Consider the following 22110-nt stretch of genomic DNA (forward strand, 5'->3'; position numbering starts at 1 on the left):
GTCATTTGACCGCCTCTTGGTTGCGGCGCACTGCCAACAAGGCCAGAAGTGCCAAGCCTGACAGCGCGAGGGTTTTCGGCTCGGGTACGGGAGTGATTACAGACTCTCGAACAAGGAAGCTACCGAGCTCTCCATACTGGCCCGAGCGCTGCACCTGTGTCGAACTTCCGTCCCGTGCCCATGCGTACGTTGTCCATCCCAATTGATAGAAGCCTATGTCCGCATAACGACCAAAACCCGCATAGTCCGGGTTGTCGCTGTAATCGTCTGCAACGAAGCCCATGACACTTCGCCGCTGCAGAGGAGAACCTTCATCCTCGTGGATAAAAGTCGGGCCCAAAAGACGCGTCAGGTCAATGATCCGATCTACATAGGTGACATCGCTGGGGGGCGAATACGTGTCGTAGGAAAAGTTTGGCGTCACACCGGCAGAAACAAAAAGCCCTCGCAATTCAGCCATGGTCGCATAGCGAAATCCTGACGACGTGGTCCATCCGCCCCAGCCGGCTTTTACTTCGGTGAAGGAGCGACCGTCGGTAATCGTAGTGTCGAGCCATTCCAAACCGGTATCGGAATCATAGGTGAGCAGAGCATCACCTGAGCCCGCAGCGAAGTCCCGTGTTATGAGGGCCGCGTTAGTCGAGGCTGCAAAAGAGATGCCCAAGAGCGATAGGGCGAGCGTGGCGGAAAGCTTTCTCAAAACAATCCTCAATAAAAAGTTAAAAAGAGGGGGTGCAATTTTGCCGATCTTTTAGGAATTCAGATCACTGAAATCGTGGTCTATCCCCTATTGTTCTCTTGGTAAAGGGTGTACGTACCGTGATATCTGAAGAATAGAGGCAAGGGCGTAAAATCACAGGTTTCTATTCATCGAAAAACGGGATCTGCCCCCTATTTTCTTGGCATCGTCTTAAATCGGTGTTCCCCTAACGCGCTATACACGGTCTGCATACTTGCGCCAGACATCGAGAGGGGCGCTTATGGTTCAAGGAATCTCGCGAGCCAGCCGAAGGCCAACGGCGAAATTTCGGCTATTAATGTTGCCGAAGCCTCGATGAGACACGCGAAGTGCATTTGTACAGTCGTATAACTCATATCTGGAAACGCCAATTACCCACCAGCTTCCCCCCCGCATCGAACTCAAACATTCGTTCGGTTTATCTGTTCCCGTCAATCGGCCGACTAACCCCCCAGCTGGTTTCCCTGATGTGACTGCACGGCCGTCAGATGGCAAGACCGTATAGTCCTCTGTGTAGCAATCCGCCACGAAAGTCATCGGCCCACCGACCATGTCGTAGAGACCGAACCCGTTGGGCTCATACGACCCAACGGGTTTAACGCCCTCGGTGCCACGCACAGAGCAATTCGCTTTACCATTTTCAAATTCATCGCCCCATGGATATACACTGTCACGCCCGCCGCTAGCGGCCCACTCATACTCGGACTCCGTTAGCAATCGATAGGCCTGCTTCGTCTTCTCGCTAAGCCATGCAGCATATGCGGTGGCGTCATGCTTGTTAATGCACACCGCCGGATAGTCGAAAGATTGAGCGTAACCAGGATATGCCCACCCATGTTCCGCGCCAATCTGCCACATGAAGTAGTTGTATAAACAGCCCTTTATTCCGGTTTCGGATTTGTACCCCGTTTCTCGAGCGAAGTATGCGAATTCGCCGACGGTGATGGGGTATTTCGAAACAAAGAATGGCCGAGATAACTTGATTTTTCGACGAGGTGCTTCGCGGTCAAAGGCCAATTTGTCAGTGCCTCCGATCGAAAATTCTCCACCAGGGACGGCGATCATCAACGGCGCATACGACCCATCCCAAATTTCAATTCTCGACAGATTAGAGTAGACGACGCTCTCTTCGGATGTAGGCGAATTCTCCGAAATAGAGCCTTCTCTAGTTTCTAACTCTAAGCTACGGATCAATGATTCACTATTCTCGTGAGATAATTTCCAGGTGTCGAATTTTTTGGCTCGCTCTGGAGCCCATTCGGATATAACGGCCTCAAGCAATTTATTCTTTTCCTCAATGGCTTCCGCCATGATTTTGGGGTCGGAACCAGGGTAAAGCGTTCCGCAAGCAGATAGCGTTGATGCAAATGCGACAATTATAACTCGTTTTAGATTCATGATCTGTCGTGGAGGGTTAGGGGCAAGTGAGCGAATTGGTTGCTTGAAGATGTGGCGGTTTATTGTATGAGCGAAGCAGCCTGCGTGATTTCCGAAGCCGAGCCCCCTCTCGTCGTGAACACCCAGCAAGCCGGATCGGACGAATTTTGTTAATCGGCCCTCGCACTTGCCCGCTTATTGGCTGATCCGGGCGACTGCGGACGGGGTGATGTAAGTGGACACAGGGGTCAAGTAGAAACGGTGGCAGACCACGATTATATCGACCCAGTAGAGATTCAGATTTCTAGAAACGTGGTCTGTCCCCATTTTACAAGTTACTATGGCGCCGTTCGCAGAAAACTCCTTGCACGCGCCACGTTAGGTGTCGCGGCCATTCACCAGACCTCGACATCTCTGAGCCACTTCACAGGGCCTGTTGTTTGGGCCACTTGAGGTTTGCAAGGAGATACACCCCAATGAGAGTTCCGATGGGAAAACCAAGCAACATCAAACAGCCAACGACCATTCAAGAAATCCGTGCCCAGGGAGCTGATCGTGCCGCTCCGAATGCAATTGCTCCATGTACGAAGCCGATAGCTAGAAGCAGAAGGGCCGGTCCAACAATAGACATTCCTTTCGATTCGCTCCCAAAGAGCACGATGAACGCGAAGCCAAGCAAGCTGTAGAAAACGCATAGCCCTCGATGGGCGCTCATGCTTCGAACGTTGTCCGCCTTGCTGGTTGCAACGGTCTTGCGTGGTTCAATTCTACTCACTCTTCCTCCTCGAAATATTGTTCATCAAGTGCCTAAAGTGATGAATACGCCAGGACTGCGTGATATATCAGAACGCTGCGTGATATTCCAGCGAACCACGCAATCGATTCATTCGTACATTCAGGATGTTGCAGCGGGCTTTCGTTTATCTGAGCCTCTCATCTGCGGTGTTACACGGCAATCGACCTTTCGGCGGATGCATCGGCACCCAGGCCAACTCCATGTCCCCCTCAGGCAACTCCGGCGCAAGTGCCCGGTGAGCACCCGTTCACGCCGTTTGAAACGCCCTGTCTCCACCCCGCTGGCGCATCATCACACCCCTGTTCCCCGTCACCGGATACACGGCATGAAAACGCGCATCACCGAACTTCTGGGCATCCGCTACCCCATCGTTCAGGGCGGGATGATGTGGGTGGGGCGGGCGGAGCTGGCTTCTGCGGTGTCGAATGCCGGCGGACTGGGCATTCTTACCGCGCTGACGCAGCCGACGCCTGAGGCGCTGACGGCGGAGATTGCGCGCTGTCGCGACATGACGGACCAGCCTTTCGGCGTGAATCTGACCATCCTGCCGGCGATCAAGCCGCCGCCTTACGAGGCCTATCTCGACGCGATGCTGGATGCGGGCATCCGCATCATCGAAACGGCGGGCAACAATCCGGAGGCCTTCATCGCCAAGGCGAAGGCGCGCGGGGCGACGATCATCCACAAGTGCGTGGCGGTGCGGCATGCGCTGTCGGCGCAGAAGAAGGGCGTGGATATCGTGAGCATCGACGGTTTCGAGTGCGCCGGTCACCCGGGTGAGGACGACGTGCCGGGCCTGGTGCTGATTCCGATCGCGGCGCAGGCGCTGGACATTCCGGTGATTGCGTCCGGCGGCATCGGCGACGGCCGTGGCATGGCGGCAGCGCTGGCGCTGGGCGCCGAGGGCGTGAACATGGGCACGCGCTTCTGCGTGACGAAGGAGGCGCCGATTCACGACAGCATCAAGCAGACGCTGGTGAATGCGAGCGAGCGCGACACGCGGCTCATCCTGCGCAGCCTGCACAACACGGCGCGCGTGTTCCGCAACGCGGTGTCGGACGCGGTGGTCGAGGCGGAAAGCCGCGGCTGCACCTTCGACGACATCCGGCCGCTGGTCAGCGGCGCGCGCGGTGCGGCGGCGCTGGCGCAGGGTGAGGTGGATGGCGGCGTGATCACCGCCGGTCAGGTGATCGGGCTGATCCGCGACATTCCGAGCTGCGCCGAGCTGATCGCGCGCATGGTGGATGAGTGCCGCGCCGCGCTGAAGAGCGCGGCAGAGAAGGCGAGCTGATTCAGCGCGGGTCGGCGCAGAGCAGGCCGTCTTCCAGCCAGCGCGCGAGCCAGCCACCGATCAGGGCCTGCGCGTCGTCCGACTCGACGGTTTCGCATGCGGCGGCGAAAGGCGTGCCGCACAGCAGGGCGTTCAGCATGCCGGCCTCTGCCGCGTCGATCGAGCGGAAATGCGGCTGCACACCCTTGCGCCAGACCAGCACCGTCACCGGCTGCGCCAGGTCGACGACGGCCGGCGGCGTGTCGCCGCGGTCCATCGCGTGCCACAGATCCAGCGTATTGCGCTGCACGCGCAGCATCTGTGCGGTCGGGTGCAGGCTGAACACGACAGTCGTCCAGTCCTCGTCGCTCAAGCCCGCGAGTGCGGCGCCATCGAGCGGCTGTGCGTCGGCGCCGTCGAAGGCGTTGCGCATCGCCCAGTCCAGCCGCGCCAGTTCGGCCACTTCCGGGTCGGCGGGCCAGGCGCCGTGCAGCCAGTCGGCGTAGCGGTCACCAAAGGGGCGCAGGCTGAACTGCGTCGGCGGATGGTCGGCGATGTAGCGCAGCCCGGCGTCCTCGAAGGCGTCGTCGCCGAGCCAGGCCCAGGTCTTGTCGAAGCTGTCCTTCAGCGTGTCGAGCAGCCGCACGCGGTAGGCATTGCGATAGATGTGGGCACGGGCGGCCGGCGCCAGGCCCTCGCTCGCGGCCAGCGTGTCGACGAAGGCGTTCGGCGCCTCGTGCAGATAGCGCATGAATTCGTGCTGCAGGGCGGCCAGAGCGTTCATGCCGCCTCCCGCGTGATCGTTTCGGCGCGCACCGCGATGCGGCGGGCGCGCGCCAGTTCGTTCAGCAGTTCGTGCAGCGCCGGAATGTTGTCGTCGCGCTCGATCATGGTGGCCACCTCGCCGAACATGCCGCAGGCGATGTCGTACAGCGCCCACACTTCCTCGCACACCGGCTGGTCGTGCGTGTCGACCAGGTGGTCATCGTGCGTCGAGTGGCCGGCCAGATGGATCTGCTGCACGCGCGCGGCCGGCAGACCGGCCAGATAGTGAACCGGATCGAAGCCGTGATTGACGCTGCTGACATAGACGTTGTTCACGTCGAGCAGCAGCAGGCAGTCGGCTTCGTCGGCGACGGCGCGGATGAAATCCCACTCCGTCATGTCGGACACCGCATAGCCCAGATAGCTGGACACGTTCTCCAGCACCAGCCGGCGTCCGAGTTCGTTCTGCACCTGGGTGATCTTGCGCACCAGCAGGCGTACCGCTTCTTCGGTGTAGGGCAGCGGCAGCAGGTCATGCGCGTTCTGCCCCCCGATGCCGGTCCAGCAGAAGTGGTCGGAAATCCACAGCGGCTGGACACGGTCGGCCAGCGCTTTCAGCTTTTTCAGATAGGTGCGATCCAGCGCGTCGGTCGAGCCGATCGACAGGGCCACGCCGTGCATGGCCATCGGATAGTCGGCGCGCAGACGATCGAGCATGGCCATCGGCTTGCCGCCGTCGACCATGAAGTTTTCGGAAATGATTTCCAGCCAGTCCAGCGGCGCGCGTGCGTCGAGCAGCGTGGCGTAGTGGGCCGGGCGCAGACCCAGGCCGAAGCCGGGCGATGGGGCGGTGAGGGCGGTCGTGGTCATGGGCGCGCTGCGCGGCACGGCGCCCGAAGGCCCCGTGCCACGCCAGTCGGTCGCTGGAAGAATTACTTGGCGGCCAGATCGCCGATGGTGCCGCCCTGGCCCAGACACTCCTTGGCCGACGTGGCCTTGAAGCCGTGGCCCTTGCAGGCGTTCTGACCCTTGCAGCTGTGCTCGGTGGTGGCGCAGTCGCTGTTGCCCTTGCAGGCGTGCAGGCCGTAGCAGTGGACCTTGTCGCCGGCGGCGACGGCAGCGCCCTTGCTGCCGGCCGGTGCGTCAGCGGCGAAAACGGCGCCCGACAGGGCAAAGGCGGCAGCGGCGGCGGCGATCGAGGCGCCGAAACGGGACGTGGACATGAATGTTCTCCTAAAGATAGTGTGCGGCCGGGGACCTCCCCGGCGTCGGATTCGCGAGAACAGCCGCCGGTGTCCGGACACTGCGCACTACGCTCTCCCGCCACTAGACCCGGGCAGGGGGCGCACCCTTACTTCGACGGAGAAATTTTTTCCTGCGACGACCACGGAAGCTGCTGCTTCTGTGCCTCGTCGTGCCAGCGCTCTTCCTCTTCGTGGATGTAGCGCTGCGTGGTGCGCGCGTCGGTGTGGCGCGCGTCCTTCTGCACGTAGCGCTCGTTCATGCCGCTGTCGAGCTTGGCGGTGATGCCGGTGTGGCGGCCCCAGTGGGCGGAGGCGGCACGCAGCTTTTCGCGCTTGTGCTCCGATATTTCCGGCAGCAGTTCGGCCGCCGCGTAGAAGATCTTCTTCAGGATCTGGTTCAGCCGGCGCGCAGTGATCGGGCTGCGGTCCTTGATCGACACCAGCAGCGGCGTGAGGTCGGTCCGCTTGGGCATGGCGCTCAGGCCGAGGTGTTTGCGGTAGCGCACCAGCGCGTGGACCATGTCGTCGGCCACTGGCACCTTGGCCTGCTTGCCGCCCTTGCCGACGACATGCCACCACCAGCGACCGCGCTCTTCGCGGAAGCTGTTCATGCGGTGCGATTCGAGCTCGCCGGCGCGCGGCGCCAGCATGTAGAGCAGGGCGGCGATGAAGCGCGCGCGCTCGTATTCGTCGCGTTCGCTGTCCAGTTCGCGCGGCATCGCCTCGATGGCCTGCGTCACCGCCTGCCACATTTCGGCGTCGAGAAAGCGTTCGACCTTCTGCATTTCCTCGGTCTGGGCGATCACGTGCGCCGGCCCGTTCTTTTCCAGCGACAGCTTGCGCCGGCGCTGGCGGATCAGGCCCAGCGGGTTGCCGGCGAGATAGCCGGCGTCGACCAGATAGCTCATCAGCGAATTGATGGCGGCGATCGCCGTCAGTACGGCGGACTCCGACAGCGGCCCGACGAAGGGGCGCCACTCCGCGCGCACGCGCTGCACCTTGGGGCCGCACCACTGCGCGGCCGGCTGCGGGTCGGCGAGGAAGTGCAGATAGCCTTCGAAGTCCTGCCGGTTCAGGCTGGACAGCGGCTTGCCGCACTCGACCAGCGACCACAGCAGCAGCCGTTCGCACTCGCGCTGGTAGATGCGGTGCGTGCCGGGCGAGCGGTCGTATTCGGCGAGAAAGCAGCGGATCGCCTCGATGTCGGTCTGCGCGCCGATCTGCAGTCGCGCGCGGTCGGCGCGGTTCACGCCGTCGTGCCCGTCGAGCGCTTCGGGCACGCTGATCTCGTCGAGCGGGCGCAGTGGAATCGGGAGCGGAGCAGTCGTCATGGTGGGCGATCTTACCTGCGCCGGGGAACCTGGAGACAGCACGCACGGTCAGGTCGGCGTCAGCAAATGCTGCGATGCTTGCGCGCCTGATGCGCACGCCGCCGGGTCGATCCGGCGGCGGCAAACAATGTATCCTTCGGCCGGTTTCAGCCAGCCACAAGTCCGGCAGCCTCCATGAATCCACTCGCAACGATAGTGCTGTTGCCCCTTGTGGCCGGCACGCTGCTCTGTTTTGCCTTCGGTCGCGACAACTCGCCCGCGCGTCGTCTGCTGACCGCGCTGGTCGCCGGCGCCGTCACGCTGACCGCGTTCGGCATGCTGCTGTCGCTGGCGCCACAGGTGTTCGCCGGCCAGACACTGCTGGCGCACACCGACTGGGTGCCGTCGCTCGGTCTGTCGATAGGCTGGCGCCTCGACGGTCTGGCGCTGATGTTCGCGCTGCTGATCACCGGCATCGGCGCGCTGATCGTGCTGTACGCGCACTTCTATCTGGCCGAGTCCGACCCCGCCGGCAAGTTCTACACCCTGCTCATGCTGTTCATGGCGGCCATGCTGGGCATCGTGATGTCGGACAACATCATGCTGCTGGTCGTGTTCTGGGAGCTGACCAGCATTTCGTCCTTCCTGCTGGTCGGCTACTGGGGCCACAAGGAAGAGGCGAGGGCTGGCGCGCGGATGGCGCTGGCGGTGACCGGCGGCGGCGGCCTGGTGATGCTGGCCGGTTTCGTGCTGCTCGGCCAGATCGCCGGCAGTTATGAGCTGAGCGACATTCTGCTGAGCGGCGACGTGATCAAGGCGGACCCGCTGTATCCGCTCATGCTGGTGCTGATCCTGGTCGGCTGTTTCACCAAGAGCGCGCAGGTGCCGTTCCACTTCTGGCTGCCGGAAGCGATGGCCGCCCCGACGCCGGTGTCGGCCTACCTGCACTCGGCCACCATGGTGAAGGCCGGCATCTTCCTGCTGGCACGTCTGTACCCGGCGGTCGGCGGCACCGACCTGTTCGAGGGCATCGTTGCCAGCTTCGGTCTGGCCACGGTGGCTTTCGCGGCCTGGGTAGCCATCTTCAAGCACGACCTGAAGGGCCTGCTGGCCTATTCGACGGTGAGCCACCTCGGCTTCATCACCTTCCTGATCGGGCTGAATTCGCCGCTGTCGGCGGTGGCGGCGGTGTTTCACATCCTGAACCACGCCACCTTCAAGGCGGCGCTGTTCATGAGCGCGGGCATCGTCGATCACGAGTGCGGCACGCGCGACATGCGCCGCCTGGGCGGTCTGCTCAGGCTGATGCCCTGGACCGCCACCTTCGCCATGACGGCGGCGGCAGCGATGGCCGGCATTCCGCTGTTCAACGGTTTCCTGTCGAAGGAAATGTTTTTCCACGAGGCGGTCGAGGCGACCATGTTCTGGGGCGCGGCGGTGCCGGTGGTCGCGACCTTCGCCGGCGTCTGCTCGATGGCCTACTCGCTGCGCCTGGTGCATGACACCTTCTTCAACGGCGCGCCCAAGGATCTGCCGGCCGACGCGCACCCGCACGATCCACCGTTCGGCATGCTCGCGCCGGTGGCGCTGCTGGCGGTGCTGTGCGTCGTGGTCGGCGTCATTCCGGCGCTCACCTACGGCCCGCTGGTCGAGGTCGCGGCGCGCGCGCTGCTCGGTGGCGACACGCCCGACTATCACCTCGCGCTGTGGCACGGCTTCAACCTGCCGCTGCTGATGAGCGGCATCGCGGTGGTCGTCGGCGCCGCGCTGTATCTCGCACTGCAGCGCGTGTTCCGGCTGCACGGCTACACGCCGCAAACCTTCTCCGGCAAGGCCACCTTCACCTGCCTGATCGACCGCCTGTTCGGCTTTGCCGGCCGCCTCACGGCGCGCTTCGAGAACGGCTCGCTGCAGCGTTCGCTGGCGCTGATGGTCGCCTTCGCAATCCTGCTGGCGGCGACACCGTTCTGGGCGGCCGACACGCTGCCCGCGGCGGGATCGCGCGAACTGATGCCGGCCTCGCCGCTGGCGCTCGCCGTGTGGCTGCTGCTGCTGGCGGCTGCCACCGCGCTGGTGCTGACGCACCACAACCGCTTCCAGGCGCTGGTGCTGACCGGCGTCGTCGGCCTGGTCACCGCCTTCACCTTCGTCGGGCTGTCGGCGCCCGACCTCGCGCTGACGCAGCTGTCGGTCGAGGTGGTATCGACGGTGCTGCTGCTGATGGGTCTGGCCCTGCTGCCGCAGCGCACGCCCTTCGAATCGGGCGCGCTGCGCCGCGGCCGCGACGCGCTGCTCGCCGTGTTCGCCGGCGGCGGCGTGGCCGGGCTGACCTGGCTGATGCTGACGCGCCCGCACGATTCGATCTCGTGGTTCTTCCTCGACAAGTCGCTGAGCGAGGGCGGCGGCACCAATGTGGTGAACGTCATCCTGGTCGACTTCCGCGGCTACGACACCTTCGGTGAGATCACCGTGCTCGGCATCGCCGGCATCGGCGTGCTGGCGCTGCTCGACGGCTTCCGCACTCGCCGGCCCGACGCCGACCCGGACGGCCGTCGCTGGGCCTTCGAGGAACAGCCGCTGCTGCTGCGCGTCGCCGCGCGCGTCGTGCTGCCGCTGGCGCTGCTGGTGTCGGCCTACATCTTCTGGCGCGGCCACAACGTGCCGGGCGGGGGCTTCATCGCCGGCCTGATCACCGCGGTGGCGCTGGTGATGCAGTACATGGCGCTCGGTCAGGCACGCGCCGAGGCCTTGCTGCACGGCGCGGCCGGCCGTCGCTTCTCGCGCTGGATAGGCAGCGGCCTGGCGATCGCCGGGCTGACCGGCATCGGCGCCTTCTGGTTCGGTCGCCCCTTCCTGACCAGCGCGCACGGTCACCCGGCGCTGCCGCTGCTGGGCGAACTGCCGCTGGCCAGTGCGGCGGCCTTCGACCTCGGGGTCTACATCACCGTCGTTGGCGCCACCATGCTGACGCTGTCGGTACTGGGTGCAGCGAGCAAGGAGCAGCACGGATGAGTCTTTTCGCGAACATCAGCATGGAATTCCTGGTGGCCAGCGGCATCGGCTGGGTCACCGCCTGCGGTGTCTACCTGATGCTGCGCGGACGCAGCTTCCCGGTTGTGCTGGGCCTGACGCTGCTCGGTTACGCGGTGAACATTTTCATCTTCGTGATGGGCCGGCTGTGGAGCGCGGCGCCGCCGATCCTGGGGCAGGGCGATGTGCAGGCCGACCCGCTGCCGCAGGCGCTGGTGCTCACCGCCATCGTGATCGGCTTCGCCACCACCGGCTTCGTGATCGAACTGGCGCTGCGTAGCCGCGCCGAATCGGGCACCGACCACGTCGACGGCCGGGAGCCCGGAGCATGAATATGAGTTTTGCCGATGTGATGATGCAGCTGTTCCGCCAGCACCTCGCGGTGCTACCGGTGCTGCTGCCCAGTTTCACCGCCATGCTGATGCTGCTGATCGGCGACCGCCCAGCGGAACTGAGGCTGCCGCGGCTGCGTCGCATCGCGCTGGTGTCGGTGACGCTGGGGCTGATGTTCGCGCTGAAGCTGGCGATGGAAGCGGACGACGGCGTGCTGCGCGTGTATCGCGTCGGCGACTGGCCGGCGCCGTTCGGCATCGTGCTGGTGATCGACCGGCTGTCGGCGCTGATGCTGGTGCTGACGCAGGCGGTGGCGCTGCCGGTGCTGTTCTACGCGAGCGGCGGCTGGGACAGCCACGGCCGGCATTTCCACGCGCTGTTCCAGTTCCAGCTGATGGGCCTGAACGGCGCCTTCGTGACCGGTGACCTGTTCAATCTGTTCGTGTTCTTCGAGGTGCTGCTGATCGCCTCCTACGTGCTGCTGCTGCACGGCCAGGGGCGCGAGCGCTTCCGTGTCGGCGTGCAGTACGTGGCGATCAATCTGGCGGCCTCCGCCCTGTTCCTGATCGGCGTGGCGTTGATCTACGCCACCGTCGGCACGCTGAACATGGCCGACCTCGCGCAGCGCGTGCCGATGGTGAGCGGTGACGACGCGGTGGTACTGAAGGCGGCGGCGCTCATCCTGCTGGTCGTGTTCGGCGTCAAGGCGGCCATCCTGCCGCTGCATCTGTGGCTGCCCTCGACCTATGCGGCGGCGAGCGCGCCAGTCGCCGCGCTGTTCGCCATCATGACCAAGGTCGGTGTCTACAGCATCCTGCGCGTGCATGGCGTGATCTTCGGCGCCGACGCCGGCGCGTCGGCACTGACGGTCGAGCCCTGGCTGCTGCCGCTGGCACTGGGCACCAGCGTGCTGGCGGTGTTCGGCATGCTGGCCGCACACACGCTGCCGCGCATGGTGGCCTACATGACGGTCGCCTCGGTCGGCACCATACTGGCCGCCCTGGGCCTGTTCAGCGAGGCCGCCTGGTCGGCGGCGCTGTACTACATGGCACACAGCACGCTCATCATCGCGGCGCTTTTCCTGCTGGTCGAACTGGTGGCGGCACAGCGTGGCGACGCGGCCGACCGGCTCGAAGCGGGGCCGGCGGTGGCGCAGCCGGCGCTGCTCGGTCTGCTGATGCTGCTCGGCGCCGCGTCGGCCGCCGGTTTGCCTCCGCTGCCCGGTTTCATCGGCAAGCTGATGGTGCTGCAGGCGTCGAGCGGACACGAAGCGCAGGCCTGGGTGTGGACCGTCGTGCTGCTGGTCGGCTTCCTGACGCTGATCGGTCTGGCGCGCGCCGGCAGCGTGCTGTTCTGGAGCGTGCGTCCGGAGCTGGAGGGCAGCGGCACCACGTCGGGCGCCAGCCCGCGACTGGTGCTCGCCACCGTGTCGCTGATCGGCGCCGGCGTGCTGATGAGCGTGCTGGCCGGGCCGCTCAAACGCTACACCGATGCGGCCGCGGTGCAGTTGGTAGATCGCCGTGCCTACCAGGAGGCGGTACTTGGCGCCGCCGGCGCGCAGACCACGCAGCCCTATGTGTTTCCGCGTCCGGCAAGCGAAGGAGCTCAATGATGGCGACCACTGAAGCCGTGCACGGCAAGCGCTGGTTCGGGCATCCGATCATGTCGGCCATGGTGGCCGCGGGCTGGCTCACGCTGCAGCAGGCGATCGATCCGGGCAATGTGCTGACCGCGATCGTGCTCGGGCTGGTGATTCCGCGGCTGGTCAGCGGCTTCATCGGGCCCGGCGTCACGCTGAAGTCCTTCGGGACCGTGCTGCGGCTGAGCGGCATCGTCGTGTGGGACATCATCATTTCCAACATCACGGTCGCCAAGCTCGCACTGAGTCCGACGCGGGTGCCGCAGCCAGCCTGGGTGCCGGTTCCGCTGGACATCCAGCACCCGAATGGCGTCGCGCTGTTCGCCTCCATCATCACGATGACGCCGGGCACGGTGTCGTGCATCGTCGACGAGCATCGGCGCGAAATCCTCGTTCATGCACTCGACTGCAGCGATCCGGTCGCCGCCGCGCGTGACATGAAGGCGCGTTACGAAGCACCGCTGCGGGAGATTTTCGAATGATAGATATGGCTCTGGACATCACCGTCGGTGCCATCGTGATCGCCATGCTCATCTGCGGCTGGCGGGTACTGCGCGGGCCGGAGATCGTGGACCGCATCCTCGCGCTCGACACCCTGTATGTGAACGTGGTGGCGCTGGTCATCGTGCTGGGCATGCGCCAGCACACCGATCTGCTGTTCGAGGCCGCGCTCATCGTCGCCATGCTCGGCTTCGTCGGCACCGTCGGCCTGTCGCGCTACCTGACGCGCGGCGACGTGATCGAGTAAGGAGCAATGATGGACACGCTGAATCCGGTGGTCGAAATCGTCGTCACCGTCATGCTGCTGATCGGCGCCTTCTTCGCGCTGGTCGGTGCCATCGGCATGCTGCGCTTCAGGGACTTCTTCCAGCGCCTGCACGCACCGACCAAGGCCACAACGCTGGGCGTAGGCGGTGTGCTGATCGCCAGCATCATCTACAGCGCCGCCAACGGACGCTTCGGTATCCACGAACTGCTGATCACGCTCTTCCTGTTCATCACGGCGCCGGTTTCGGCCAATCTGATGGCCAAGGCGGCGCTGCACCTGAAGCTGCCGTCGAAGGCGGGGCATCCGCAGAAGAAGGACTGAGCGTTGGAGCTGGGGGTTCTGTGGGAGGGGTCTTGACCCCGACAGCGGCCGGTATCGAAGCTTGCGGCGTGCACAGGCCCTGTCGCGGCCAAGGCCGCTCCCACAGGGATCGCGCCCAATCCGTGGTCGGAGCCGGGATTTTGTAGATACTGTTATCCGAGTCAAACCCCGTGAGCGGTTGGGTCGAAAGGTTTGCCGGATCGGAGAACGCCAAAGGCGACGTGGATGAGCTTGCGCATCATTGCGCCGATGATGAGTTTCGGCGGCTTGCCAGCAGCGGACAGACGCTGTCGGAAGAGTTTCCCCCAGGCGGTGCGATAGAGCGCGACCATGGCCGGCATGTAGAGTGACTTGCGCAGGAAAGAGTGGCCGACCTTGGACATGCGTGGTTTGGCGCAGACGCTGCTGCCGGATTGGTGCTGCCGAGGGTCAAGGCCAGCGAATGCAGTGGCCTGACGAGCGTTGTCGAAGCGAGAAACCCGTGCGTAGAAGGCCAGCAGAATGGCGATGGTGCGTTCGCCCAGGCCGGGGATGCTATCGAGCAGACGACGCTTGCCGTCCAGATCGTCATCCTGGTCGAGCAGATCCCGGATCGCGCGGGCGAGCCGCTCGATCTCGGCGTCCAGCCATTCGATGTGCTGAGTAATCCCCTGCTGTACCGCGCTTTGCGCAACGAGCAGACGATTCGATTCCTGGGTGCGCATGCTTTGCACGCTGTCCAGACGCAGCACGAGCGCGCGCAAAGTGCGTTCGGCCTCGGACGGCGGCTGCCAGGGCTCGGGTGAGCGTTCATGGCAGAACAGCGCGATGAGTGCGGCATCGACCTTGTCGGTCTTGGTGCGCACCATGCGCGAGGCGGCAAAGGCCTTGATCTGCGCCGGGTTGATGACACTGACGGTGACGTGGGGCAGAGCGGCGAGGAACTCAGCCACAGGCTCCCAATAGACGCCTGTGGCTTCCATGCATACGTGCAGTGTCAAAGCGTGTTGCCGGGACAGGAAAGCCTGCAGTTGGTCGAAGCCGGCTGCGTCGTTGGTGATGGGGTCAGCTCACGAAACGGAAAAAATCGTACGCTATGCCTTGTCGTGCCAGCCCAGCACAATGATTGACATGCCCAGTAGCGCGACTCCAGCCCCCGTCCAATCCAGCGCGGACAGCTTCACGCCATCCACGACCCGAAGCCAAACCAGCGCGGTAGCCACATAAACGCCGCCATAGGCGGCGTAAACGCGGCCACTGGCGGCTGGGTGTAACGTGAGCAGCCAAACGAAGAGCGCCAAGCTCATCGCTGCCGGAATCAGCAGCCACATTGGCCCCCCTTTGCGCAGCCACAGGTAAGGCAGAAAGCAGCCGACGATCTCGGCAAGCGCTGTTGCGATGAACAGTCCGGTCGTTTTCAGAATCAAGATCAGTAGCTCCACAGTTGATAGACCTTACGAAGACGTTGCTAGCGGTGCCTGCTCGATCAATCGCAGCGGCCGGAACTTGCCCTGCTCGACGTGTTTGTTCTGCCGCCAGATGTAGTCGCCGGTCAGGTTGATGTGCTCCCAGCCCAGCGGCGAGAGATGTGGCAGCAGTCTCTCGTCGATGTCCTTGCCCGAGTCCCGCAGCCCCTGGATGGCCCGCTCCAGGTAGACGGTGTTCCACAGGACGATCGCCGCCACCACCAGGTTGAGGCCGCTGGCGCGGTAGCGCTGGTTCTCGAAACTGCGGTCGCGGATTTCGCCGAGCCGGTTCAGGAACACGGCGCGGGCCAGCGCGTTCTTGGCCTCCCCCTTGTTCAAACCGATCTGCACGCGGCGGCGCAGCTCGACGTTCTGCATCCAGTCGAGCGCGAACAGCGTGCGCTCGATTCGCCCAAGCTCGCGCAAGGCCACGGCCAAGCCGTTCTGTCGCGGGTAGCTGCCGAGCTTCCTGAGCATCAGCGAGGCCGTCACCGTGCCCTGCTTGATCGAGGCGGCCAGGCGCAGGATTTCGTCCCAATGGGCGCGAATGTGCTTCACGTTGACGCTGCCGCCGATCAGGCCGGCGAGCGTCGGGTACTGCTTGGCGTCGCCGTGGATGTACAGGCGCTTGTCGGTCAGGTCGCGGATGCGCGGCGCAAAGCGGAAGCCCAGCAGGTGCATCAGCGCGAACAGGTGATCGGTGAAGCCGGCCGTGTCGGTGTAATGCTCCTCGATGCGCAGGTCGGATTCGTGGTACAGCAGTCCGTCCAGGACGTGGGTGGCGTCGCGCACCGTGGCGTTGATGACCTTGGTGTGGAACGGCGCGTACTGGTCCGAAATGTGGGTGTAGAACTGCACGCCCGGTTCCTGGCCGTACTTCAGGTTCACCTGGCCGGCGGCGTGGCCCCGACCGCCGGCCTTGAAGTTCTGGCCGTCCGACGACGACGTGGTGCCATCGCCCCAATAGGCGGCGAACGGCTGACGGAACTGCGCGTTGACCAGCTCGGCCAGCCCGGCCGAATAGGTCTCGTCGCGGATGTGCCACGCCTGCAACCAGGTCAGCTTGGCATAGGTCACGCCCGGGCAGGATTCGGCCATCTTGGAGAGCCCCAGGTTGATGGCGTCGGCCAGGATGGTCGTCAGCAGCAGGTGTTGATCTTCGGCCGCCGCGTCGCTCTTGAGGTGCTTGAAGTGGCGGCTGAACCCCGTCCAGCCATCGACTTCCAGCAGCAGCTCGGTGATCTTCAGGTGCGGCAGCGGGCTGTACGCCTGTTGCATCAGCGCCTCGGCCTCGTCGGGCACGCCGTTGTCCAGCGGCGAAATCCTGAGCCGGCCGGTACTGGTGATGGCGGCGTCGGGCAGCTCGTTGGCGGCGGCCAGCCGCTCCACCGTCGCCAGTTGCTCTTGCAGCACCGTGAGGCGCGCCTCCAGGAAGCGCTCGCAGTCGGTTTCGACGGCCAGGCCCAATTCCCGCTGATCGCGCTGCGCGGCGAAACGCGGTGGCGGCAACAGGTAGTCCTCGAAGTCCTTGAACTGGCGCGAGCCCTGCACCCAGATGTCGCCGGAGCGCAGCGAGTTTTTCAGCTCGGACAGCACGCACAGCTCGTAGAAGCGCCGATCCAACCCGTCTTCGTTGCGCACCAGGCTTTCCCAGCGCTTGCGCACGAACGACGTGGGCGCATCGTCCGGCACTTTGCGCGCCTGGCGCTCGTTCATCCCTTTGAGCACATCGACGGCGGCGAGCAGCTCGCGTGCCGCCGGCGCGGCCTTCATGGTCAGCGCTTCCAGCAGGGCCGGCGTGTAGCGCCGGAGCTGGTTGAAGCCGTCGCCGACCAGCGCGAGGAAGTCGAAACCTTCCGGCTGGGCCAGCAGCTCGGCCTCGGTGATGCTCTCGGTGAACACCTCCCACGGGATGATGGCCTCGATGGCGGCGAACGGATCGCCGCCCGACTGCTTGGCTTCCAGCAGGGCGCGGCCGATGCGCGAGTAGAGCCGCACCTTGTCGTTGATCGCCTTGCCGGACTGCTGGAAGCGGTCGGCGTGGTTGCGCTTGGCCTTGCTGAACAGCGCGCCCATGAAACGGTCGTGCAGGTCGATGATCTCGTCGATCAGGGTGGCGCGGGTATCGAGGATCACCGCGGACAGGGTCGCATAGCGGCGGCTCGGCTCCAGGTCGCGCAGGTGCTGGGCCGTCATCTGTCCTCCTTCGCGGGCGAGCTTCAGCAGGCGGTTTTGGTGGACGGTGTGCTCCAGCCCATCCGGCAACGCCAGGTCACGGAGGGTCTTCAGCCGCTCCAGGTGGGCCAGCACATGCTTGGGCTTGGGCGGGCCGGGCGGCTGGCGCAGCCAGATTAGCCCGCTGCCCTTGGTGCCCTCGCGGATCGCCAGCAGACCGTCGAGCGCACGGCGATGGTGATCGGCCAGCGGCGCGGTCAGCGCCGCGTACACCTGGCGCGTACCGCGCGTGAGCGCCTCGCTACATACACGCTCGATGACATCGATGGCCGGCAGGATGATACGTTGCTGCCGCAGCAGCTCGACCAGCGCCTCGGCCAGCACGATACCCCGGTCGGTCTGCTGGGCCAGCTCGGCGAGCTGGTGGACGAAGCGCCGGTAGTCGGCGGCCGCGAACGGCGTCAGCTTCAGCCACGCCTGCAATTCCAGCAGGTGCTCGCGCCGGGTTTCCGGCCGCTGCGCGTACTGCGGCCAGATGTCCGGCGCGATGCGCAACTGGCGGCCGACGATATTCAGCAGGGATGCGGGCGGTTCCGCGTCGGTCGGCAGGGCGAAGCCGGGATAGCGCAGGTAGCACAACTGCACCGCGAAACCGAGCCGGTTGTGGTTGCCGCGCCGTTGGCGGATCACTGACAGGTCGGGTTCGGAGAAGGTGTAATGCCGGATGAGGTCGTCGTCAGTGGTCGGAAAGGCAAGCAGGCCGGTGCGCTCGGCGGGCGTCAGCAAGCTGCGGCGCGGCATGGTCAGTCATCCGTTCTCAGGTATTGGTACAGGGTTTCGCGGCTGATGCCGAATTCGCGGGCGAGCTTGGCTTTCTGCTCGCCGGCGGCGGCCCGCCGGCGCAGCTCGGCCACCCGCTCCGGCGACAGCGCCTTCTTGCGGCCCCGGTAGGCCCCGCGCTGCTTGGCGAGCGCGATGCCTTCGCGCTGCCGCTCGCAGATAAGGGCGCGCTCGAACTCGGCGAACGCGCCCATCACCGACAGCATCAGGTTCGCCATCGGCGAGTCCTCGCCGGTGAAGGTCAGGCTTTCCTTGACGAATTCGATGCGCACGCCGCGCTGGGTGAGCTTCTGCACTAGACGGCGCAGGTCGTCGAGGTTGCGCGCCAGGCGGTCCATGCTGTGCACCACCACCGTGTCGCCCTCGCGCACGAAGGCGAGCAACCGTTCTAGCTCGGGGCGCTGGGTGTCCTTGCCCGATGCCTTGTCGGTGAACAGCCTGTCCACCGGCACATGCTCAAGCTGGCGTTCCGGGTTCTGGTCGAAGCTGCTGACGCGGACGTAGCCGATGCGCTGACCGTGCAAAGGGTCCTCCTGAGGGGAATGTGTCAGGAAGAAATCTATGACTCTTGACGGTGCGTGTCAATCAATTCTGAAGGCGACTCTATTCTGACGCTTTCGCGCCGGATGGTCTGACGCCATGTTAGGGTATAGCTTAACCGGACACATCGGCCTCTGTGCCTCTACTGCTTTTCGGTACAACCGTCAAGAACAGGCAGAGCGCTCCGATAGTTATCGCCACATCAGCGAGGTTGAAGGCGGGCCAGTGCACAAGCTGCCAATGGAAGTCGAGGAAATCGACAACCGATCCACGCAGCACACGATCCACGACATTGCCGAGCGCACCACCAAGGATCAGGCTGTAGCCCACCGCTTCAAGGCGTGGCCGCTGCTGGCACAGCATGCGGCCCAGCCAAGCAGAAACGACCAGACCCAGCGCCATGAGAAAGTAACGTTGCCAGCCGCCAGCGTTCGCCAGAAAGCTGAATGCCGCGCCGGGATTCAGGACATGGACAATGTTGAAGAAGGTGCTGACTTCGACCTGTTCACCGTAGGCAAACGTGCGGGTGATGGCGAACTTTGCGAGCTGATCTGTCATGACAGAACTGGCGGCCACTGCGAACCAGACCCAAGTCGATGTGCGGCGAGCCGATTGCCACACAGGGGCGGCCAGCGGCATCAGCCACCCGGCGAGCGCCGTGCAGCTCAATCCAAGTACCCACCCCGCCAGCACATCGGCAGGAAAGTGCATTCCGGCTGCGATGCGTGACCAACCGACCAATGCGGCGTACAACACCAAGCCGATGCGGCCACGACGGCCTATCAAAGGCCAGAGCGCGCCGACCACCAGCGCGGCATAGGTGGCATGCCCGCTGGGCAGGCTGTAGTGTCGTTCGATGCCCCCGATAACGCGCACCATGTCGCCAAAAACGGCAGGCGGGCGTGGAAAGTCGATCCATAGCTTCAAGATGGTGGCGACGAGAAATGCCAACGCAAAGGCCACGCTAAAGACTCTGAGTCTGTACCGGATGGCATCGGCCCGCGTTGGGTCAGGTGCCGACTTTGACCATCCCCACATCGCCAAGAGCATCAGTGGTGCAGTCCAGTAGTTGCCTATCACAAGGTTGAAGAACGATACCGGCGGTTCCAGCGCTGCAGGTGTGCTCATGTTGATGGCTTGGAACAACGCGATGTTTAGACCACCCCAGTCGTAGAGAAAGAATTTCCAGCTCATTTGCGCAACAGCCTCAAGCCATTGCCAACGACGAGCAAGCTGGCCCCCATATCAGCAAACACCGCCATCCACATGGTCGCTTGACCCGTGAAGGTCAGCACCAGAAATACTGCCTTGATGCCAAGGGCCAGCACAATGTTTTGCATCAGCACCTGCGCCGTCGCACGCGACAGGCGCACGAAGGTCGGAATCTTGCCCAGGTTGTCGTCCATCAGGGCCACGTCAGCGGTCTCGATGGCGGTATCGGTGCCAGCCGCTCCCATGGCAAAGCCGATGTCCGCACGCGCCAAGGCCGGGGCATCGTTGATGCCATCACCGACCATGCCGACCTTGCCCTTTATGGCCAGTAGCTCAACTTCGCGCAGTTTGTCGTCTGGGAGCAGATTGCCTTGCGCACTGTCGATCCCGGCTTGTGCGGCAATGGCCTGTGCCGTGTGGGGGTTGTCGCCGGTCAGCATCATGGTGTTGATGCCCAGTGCATGAAGCTCGGCAATGGCGCTCCTGCTGCTTTCCTTGATGGTGTCCGCTACGGCAAATAAGGCATGAACCCCTTTTGCGCTGACCAACATCACGACAGTTTTACCCATGGTTTCCAGCGCCGCGATGCGCTGTTCCAGTTCTGGTGTGCATTGCCCCAGCGCTTCGAGCATCCGCTGGTTGCCAAGATGGTAGGTCTCACCGTTGATTTGGCCTTGCACGCCCCGACCGGGCAGCGCGCTGAACTCGGCTACGTCGAGTAAGGCAACCCCATCCGTCTGCGCGGCTTGTGCCACCGCTTTGGATACAGGGTGGTCGGAACGAGCCGCCAGACTGGCAGCGATGCTGCGGCTGTTTGCGGCGAGTGCATTGCCCCAAGTGACAAAATCGGTCTGTGCGGGCTTGCCGTGCGTGATCGTGCCGGTCTTGTCCAGAGCCAGCCAGCGCAGCTTGCGGCCTTCTTCCAGATAGACGCCGCCCTTGATGAGAATGCCGTGGCGGGCGGCAGCGGCCAGGCCGCTGACGATGCTGACCGGCGTAGAGATCACCAGTGCGCACGGGCAGGCGACCACCAGCAGAACCAATGCACGGTAAATCCAGTCGAGCCATGCCGCACCCATGAACAGCGGTGGCAACAACGCGACGGCGATGGCAACACCGAAAACAATGGGCGTGTACCAGCGGGCGAACTGATCGACAAAGCGCTGAGTCGGCGCACGGCTTCCTTGGGCAGCCTCTACCGCGTGAATGATGCGGGCCAATGTGGAGTTGCTGGCCACGGCGGTGACGCGGTACTCGAATGAACCGGATTCGTTGATCGTGCCCGCAAACACCGGATCACCGGGGGATTTCTCGACCGGAAGGCTTTCACCCGTGATCGGGGCTTGGTTGACGGCAGAGCGGCCTTCCAGCACCTCACCATCCAGGGCGATGCGCTCACCTGGCTTGACCCGGACGCGGCTACCGATGGCAATTTGCTTTGCACCCACCTCGCGCCATGTGCCGTCAGCCTGCTGCACCGTGGCCTGTTCCGGGGTCAGGTCGAGCAGGCCACGGATGGCATTGCGGGCGCGATCCAGCGACTTGGCTTCGATCACCTCGGCCAGCGCGAAAAGCACCATCACCATTGCCGCCTCGGGCCAGTGCCCGATCAACATGGCACCCGTGACGGCAATCGACATCAGGGCGTTCATGTTGAGATTACGGTTCTTGAGCGCAATCCAACCTTTCTTGTAGGTGGACAGACCGCCGGTGAAGACCGCGACGAGCGCCAGAACGACGACCGACCAATGATTGCCGTTGTGGAGCCAGTAGACCGCCTCGGCCGCCGATGCAGTTACAAAGGAGATGCCCAGCGGCCACCAGTTGGTCGGCGTGGTCACAAGGGATGCGGATGGCGATGCGGCCTCTGCGGTGTCCAACACCTGCGCCTCGAATCCAAGCGCTTGCAGTGCCGCGAGCACGTCCGGCAGAACCTGGTCCGCATGGCGTACCGACAGCGTGCGCTGCATCAGGTTGAAATCGAGATCGGCAACTCCGGCCATGGTACCGAGCTTGTTGCGGATCAACGTCTCTTCGGTCGGGCAATCCATTTTGGTAATGGACAGCTTGGTCGTTTGCCCGGTCGATGCCTGATCCATGCGCACGGCTTGCATGCCGATGGCGGTTAGCGCCTGCTCAACGGGAAACAACGAAGGCAGTTCGTGCCGAACGGCCAAAGTACGCTGCATCAGGTTGAACTCAAGACCAACCACCCCCGCCAGCCCGACCAGCTTGCCTCGGATCAGCGCCTCTTCCGTGGGGCAGTCCATGTTCTCGATGCGATACACCGCTTGAGCCGATCCGG

The 22110-nt window shown here is 63.9% G+C and carries 19 protein-coding genes; 7 read left to right on the top strand and 12 right to left on the bottom strand.

Features of this window, described 5'->3' with window-relative positions:
• Position 1 precedes the first annotated feature (1 nt).
• Both WJU27_RS04970 and WJU27_RS04975 read right to left on the bottom strand, forming a co-directional pair.
• The gene (locus WJU27_RS04970) at positions 2 to 700 is read right to left on the bottom strand and encodes a PEP-CTERM sorting domain-containing protein (protein WP_341421318.1); all 699 of its coding nucleotides are present in this window, start codon (positions 698 to 700) and stop codon (positions 2 to 4) included.
• A gap of 285 nt (positions 701 to 985) precedes the next feature.
• Positions 986 to 2137 (bottom strand): formylglycine-generating enzyme family protein, encoded by a 1152-nt coding sequence (locus WJU27_RS04975; protein ID WP_341421319.1) that lies wholly within the window; start codon positions 2135 to 2137, stop codon positions 986 to 988.
• A gap of 1100 nt (positions 2138 to 3237) precedes the next feature.
• Between WJU27_RS04975 and WJU27_RS04980 the strand changes: the two genes are divergently transcribed.
• The gene (locus WJU27_RS04980; protein WP_341421320.1) at positions 3238 to 4203 is read left to right on the top strand and encodes an NAD(P)H-dependent flavin oxidoreductase; all 966 of its coding nucleotides are present in this window, start codon (positions 3238 to 3240) and stop codon (positions 4201 to 4203) included.
• Between the two features lies 1 nt (position 4204).
• Here the strand turns inward: WJU27_RS04980 and WJU27_RS04985 are convergent, their stop codons facing one another.
• The 4 genes from WJU27_RS04985 to WJU27_RS05000 all read right to left on the bottom strand — a co-directional run bounded on the left by WJU27_RS04985 (position 4205) and on the right by WJU27_RS05000 (position 7522).
• The gene (locus WJU27_RS04985; RefSeq protein WP_341421321.1) at positions 4205 to 4966 is read right to left on the bottom strand and encodes a DNA-binding domain-containing protein; all 762 of its coding nucleotides are present in this window, start codon (positions 4964 to 4966) and stop codon (positions 4205 to 4207) included.
• Entirely contained in the window at positions 4963 to 5817 is an 855-nt protein-coding gene (gene bufB / locus WJU27_RS04990) for an MNIO family bufferin maturase (protein ID WP_341421322.1), read from the bottom strand. Before bufB ends, WJU27_RS04985 begins: the two co-directional genes overlap by 4 nt.
• Before the next feature lie 62 nt (positions 5818 to 5879).
• Positions 5880 to 6170 (bottom strand): BufA2 family periplasmic bufferin-type metallophore, encoded by a 291-nt coding sequence (bufA2, locus tag WJU27_RS04995; protein WP_020164652.1) that lies wholly within the window; start codon positions 6168 to 6170, stop codon positions 5880 to 5882.
• A gap of 128 nt (positions 6171 to 6298) precedes the next feature.
• On the bottom strand, positions 6299 to 7522 hold the full coding sequence (locus WJU27_RS05000) for a tyrosine-type recombinase/integrase (protein WP_020164651.1): 1224 nt from the start codon (positions 7520 to 7522) through the stop codon (positions 6299 to 6301).
• Between the two features lie 174 nt (positions 7523 to 7696).
• Between WJU27_RS05000 and WJU27_RS05005 the strand changes: the two genes are divergently transcribed.
• Genes WJU27_RS05005 through WJU27_RS05030 form a run of 6 tightly spaced genes read left to right on the top strand, consistent with a single transcriptional unit; the run spans position 7697 to position 13593 of the window.
• Positions 7697 to 10513, top strand: coding sequence for a monovalent cation/H+ antiporter subunit A (locus tag WJU27_RS05005; protein ID WP_029143692.1), 2817 nt, complete (start codon positions 7697 to 7699; stop codon positions 10511 to 10513).
• Complete coding sequence (locus WJU27_RS05010; RefSeq protein WP_019918257.1) at positions 10510 to 10863, top strand: Na+/H+ antiporter subunit C; 354 nt, start codon at positions 10510 to 10512, stop codon at positions 10861 to 10863. Before WJU27_RS05005 ends, WJU27_RS05010 begins: the two co-directional genes overlap by 4 nt.
• Positions 10860 to 12476 (top strand): monovalent cation/H+ antiporter subunit D, encoded by a 1617-nt coding sequence (locus tag WJU27_RS05015; RefSeq protein ID WP_341421323.1) that lies wholly within the window; start codon positions 10860 to 10862, stop codon positions 12474 to 12476. Before WJU27_RS05010 ends, WJU27_RS05015 begins: the two co-directional genes overlap by 4 nt.
• Complete coding sequence (locus WJU27_RS05020; RefSeq protein WP_341421324.1) at positions 12476 to 12985, top strand: Na+/H+ antiporter subunit E; 510 nt, start codon at positions 12476 to 12478, stop codon at positions 12983 to 12985. The genes WJU27_RS05015 and WJU27_RS05020 overlap by 1 nt, the downstream gene beginning before the upstream one ends.
• A complete protein-coding gene (locus WJU27_RS05025) occupies positions 12982 to 13251 on the top strand; it encodes a K+/H+ antiporter subunit F (protein WP_029143691.1) in 270 nt (89 codons plus the stop codon). The genes WJU27_RS05020 and WJU27_RS05025 overlap by 4 nt, the downstream gene beginning before the upstream one ends.
• Before the next feature lie 9 nt (positions 13252 to 13260).
• A complete protein-coding gene (locus WJU27_RS05030; RefSeq protein WP_020164646.1) occupies positions 13261 to 13593 on the top strand; it encodes a Na+/H+ antiporter subunit G in 333 nt (110 codons plus the stop codon).
• A 161-nt stretch (positions 13594 to 13754) separates the two neighbouring features.
• Here the strand turns inward: WJU27_RS05030 and WJU27_RS05035 are convergent, their stop codons facing one another.
• The 6 genes from WJU27_RS05035 to WJU27_RS05060 form a co-directional block, all read right to left on the bottom strand.
• Positions 13755 to 14633, bottom strand: a complete 879-nt coding sequence (locus WJU27_RS05035) for an IS110 family transposase (protein ID WP_051091679.1) — start codon at positions 14631 to 14633, stop codon at positions 13755 to 13757.
• A 33-nt stretch (positions 14634 to 14666) separates the two neighbouring features.
• Positions 14667 to 15002 (bottom strand): YnfA family protein, encoded by a 336-nt coding sequence (locus tag WJU27_RS05040; protein ID WP_349255540.1) that lies wholly within the window; start codon positions 15000 to 15002, stop codon positions 14667 to 14669.
• A 24-nt stretch (positions 15003 to 15026) separates the two neighbouring features.
• Entirely contained in the window at positions 15027 to 18014 is a 2988-nt protein-coding gene (locus WJU27_RS05045; RefSeq protein WP_008063270.1) for a Tn3 family transposase, read from the bottom strand.
• 2 nt (positions 18015 to 18016) lie between these two features.
• Positions 18017 to 18577: a recombinase family protein gene (locus tag WJU27_RS05050; RefSeq protein WP_341421325.1), complete on the bottom strand. Its 561-nt coding sequence runs from the start codon at positions 18575 to 18577 to the stop codon at positions 18017 to 18019.
• A 130-nt stretch (positions 18578 to 18707) separates the two neighbouring features.
• Positions 18708 to 19787: a signal peptidase II gene (lspA, locus tag WJU27_RS05055; protein WP_008063278.1), complete on the bottom strand. Its 1080-nt coding sequence runs from the start codon at positions 19785 to 19787 to the stop codon at positions 18708 to 18710.
• Complete coding sequence (locus WJU27_RS05060; protein WP_020164644.1) at positions 19784 to 22093, bottom strand: heavy metal translocating P-type ATPase; 2310 nt, start codon at positions 22091 to 22093, stop codon at positions 19784 to 19786. The genes lspA and WJU27_RS05060 overlap by 4 nt, the downstream gene beginning before the upstream one ends.
• Positions 22094 to 22110: the final 17 nt, after the last annotated feature.

Source organism: Methyloversatilis sp. NSM2, assembly GCF_038066675.1.
In the GTDB taxonomy this organism is placed as follows: Bacteria; Pseudomonadota; Gammaproteobacteria; order Burkholderiales; family Rhodocyclaceae; genus Methyloversatilis; species Methyloversatilis discipulorum_A.

Excerpts from the sequence above, each read along its gene's own strand:
- WJU27_RS05045 (WP_008063270.1), bottom strand. The coding sequence starts at position 18,014 with ATGCCGCGCCGCAGCTTGCTGACGCCCGCCGAGCGCACCGGCCTGCTT.
- WJU27_RS05025 (WP_029143691.1), top strand. The coding sequence starts at position 12,982 with ATGATAGATATGGCTCTGGACATCACCGTCGGTGCCATCGTGATCGCC.
- WJU27_RS04980 (WP_341421320.1), top strand. The coding sequence starts at position 3,238 with ATGAAAACGCGCATCACCGAACTTCTGGGCATCCGCTACCCCATCGTT.
- WJU27_RS05005 (WP_029143692.1), top strand. The coding sequence starts at position 7,697 with ATGAATCCACTCGCAACGATAGTGCTGTTGCCCCTTGTGGCCGGCACG.
- lspA (WP_008063278.1), bottom strand. The coding sequence starts at position 19,787 with ATGAGCTGGAAATTCTTTCTCTACGACTGGGGTGGTCTAAACATCGCG.
- bufA2 (WP_020164652.1), bottom strand. The coding sequence starts at position 6,170 with ATGTCCACGTCCCGTTTCGGCGCCTCGATCGCCGCCGCCGCTGCCGCC.
- WJU27_RS05020 (WP_341421324.1), top strand. The coding sequence starts at position 12,476 with ATGGCGACCACTGAAGCCGTGCACGGCAAGCGCTGGTTCGGGCATCCG.
- bufB (WP_341421322.1), bottom strand. The coding sequence starts at position 5,817 with ATGACCACGACCGCCCTCACCGCCCCATCGCCCGGCTTCGGCCTGGGT.
- WJU27_RS05000 (WP_020164651.1), bottom strand. The coding sequence starts at position 7,522 with ATGACGACTGCTCCGCTCCCGATTCCACTGCGCCCGCTCGACGAGATC.
- WJU27_RS05015 (WP_341421323.1), top strand. The coding sequence starts at position 10,860 with ATGAATATGAGTTTTGCCGATGTGATGATGCAGCTGTTCCGCCAGCAC.
- WJU27_RS04975 (WP_341421319.1), bottom strand. The coding sequence starts at position 2,137 with ATGAATCTAAAACGAGTTATAATTGTCGCATTTGCATCAACGCTATCT.
- WJU27_RS05030 (WP_020164646.1), top strand. The coding sequence starts at position 13,261 with ATGGACACGCTGAATCCGGTGGTCGAAATCGTCGTCACCGTCATGCTG.
- WJU27_RS05010 (WP_019918257.1), top strand. The coding sequence starts at position 10,510 with ATGAGTCTTTTCGCGAACATCAGCATGGAATTCCTGGTGGCCAGCGGC.
- WJU27_RS04985 (WP_341421321.1), bottom strand. The coding sequence starts at position 4,966 with ATGAACGCTCTGGCCGCCCTGCAGCACGAATTCATGCGCTATCTGCAC.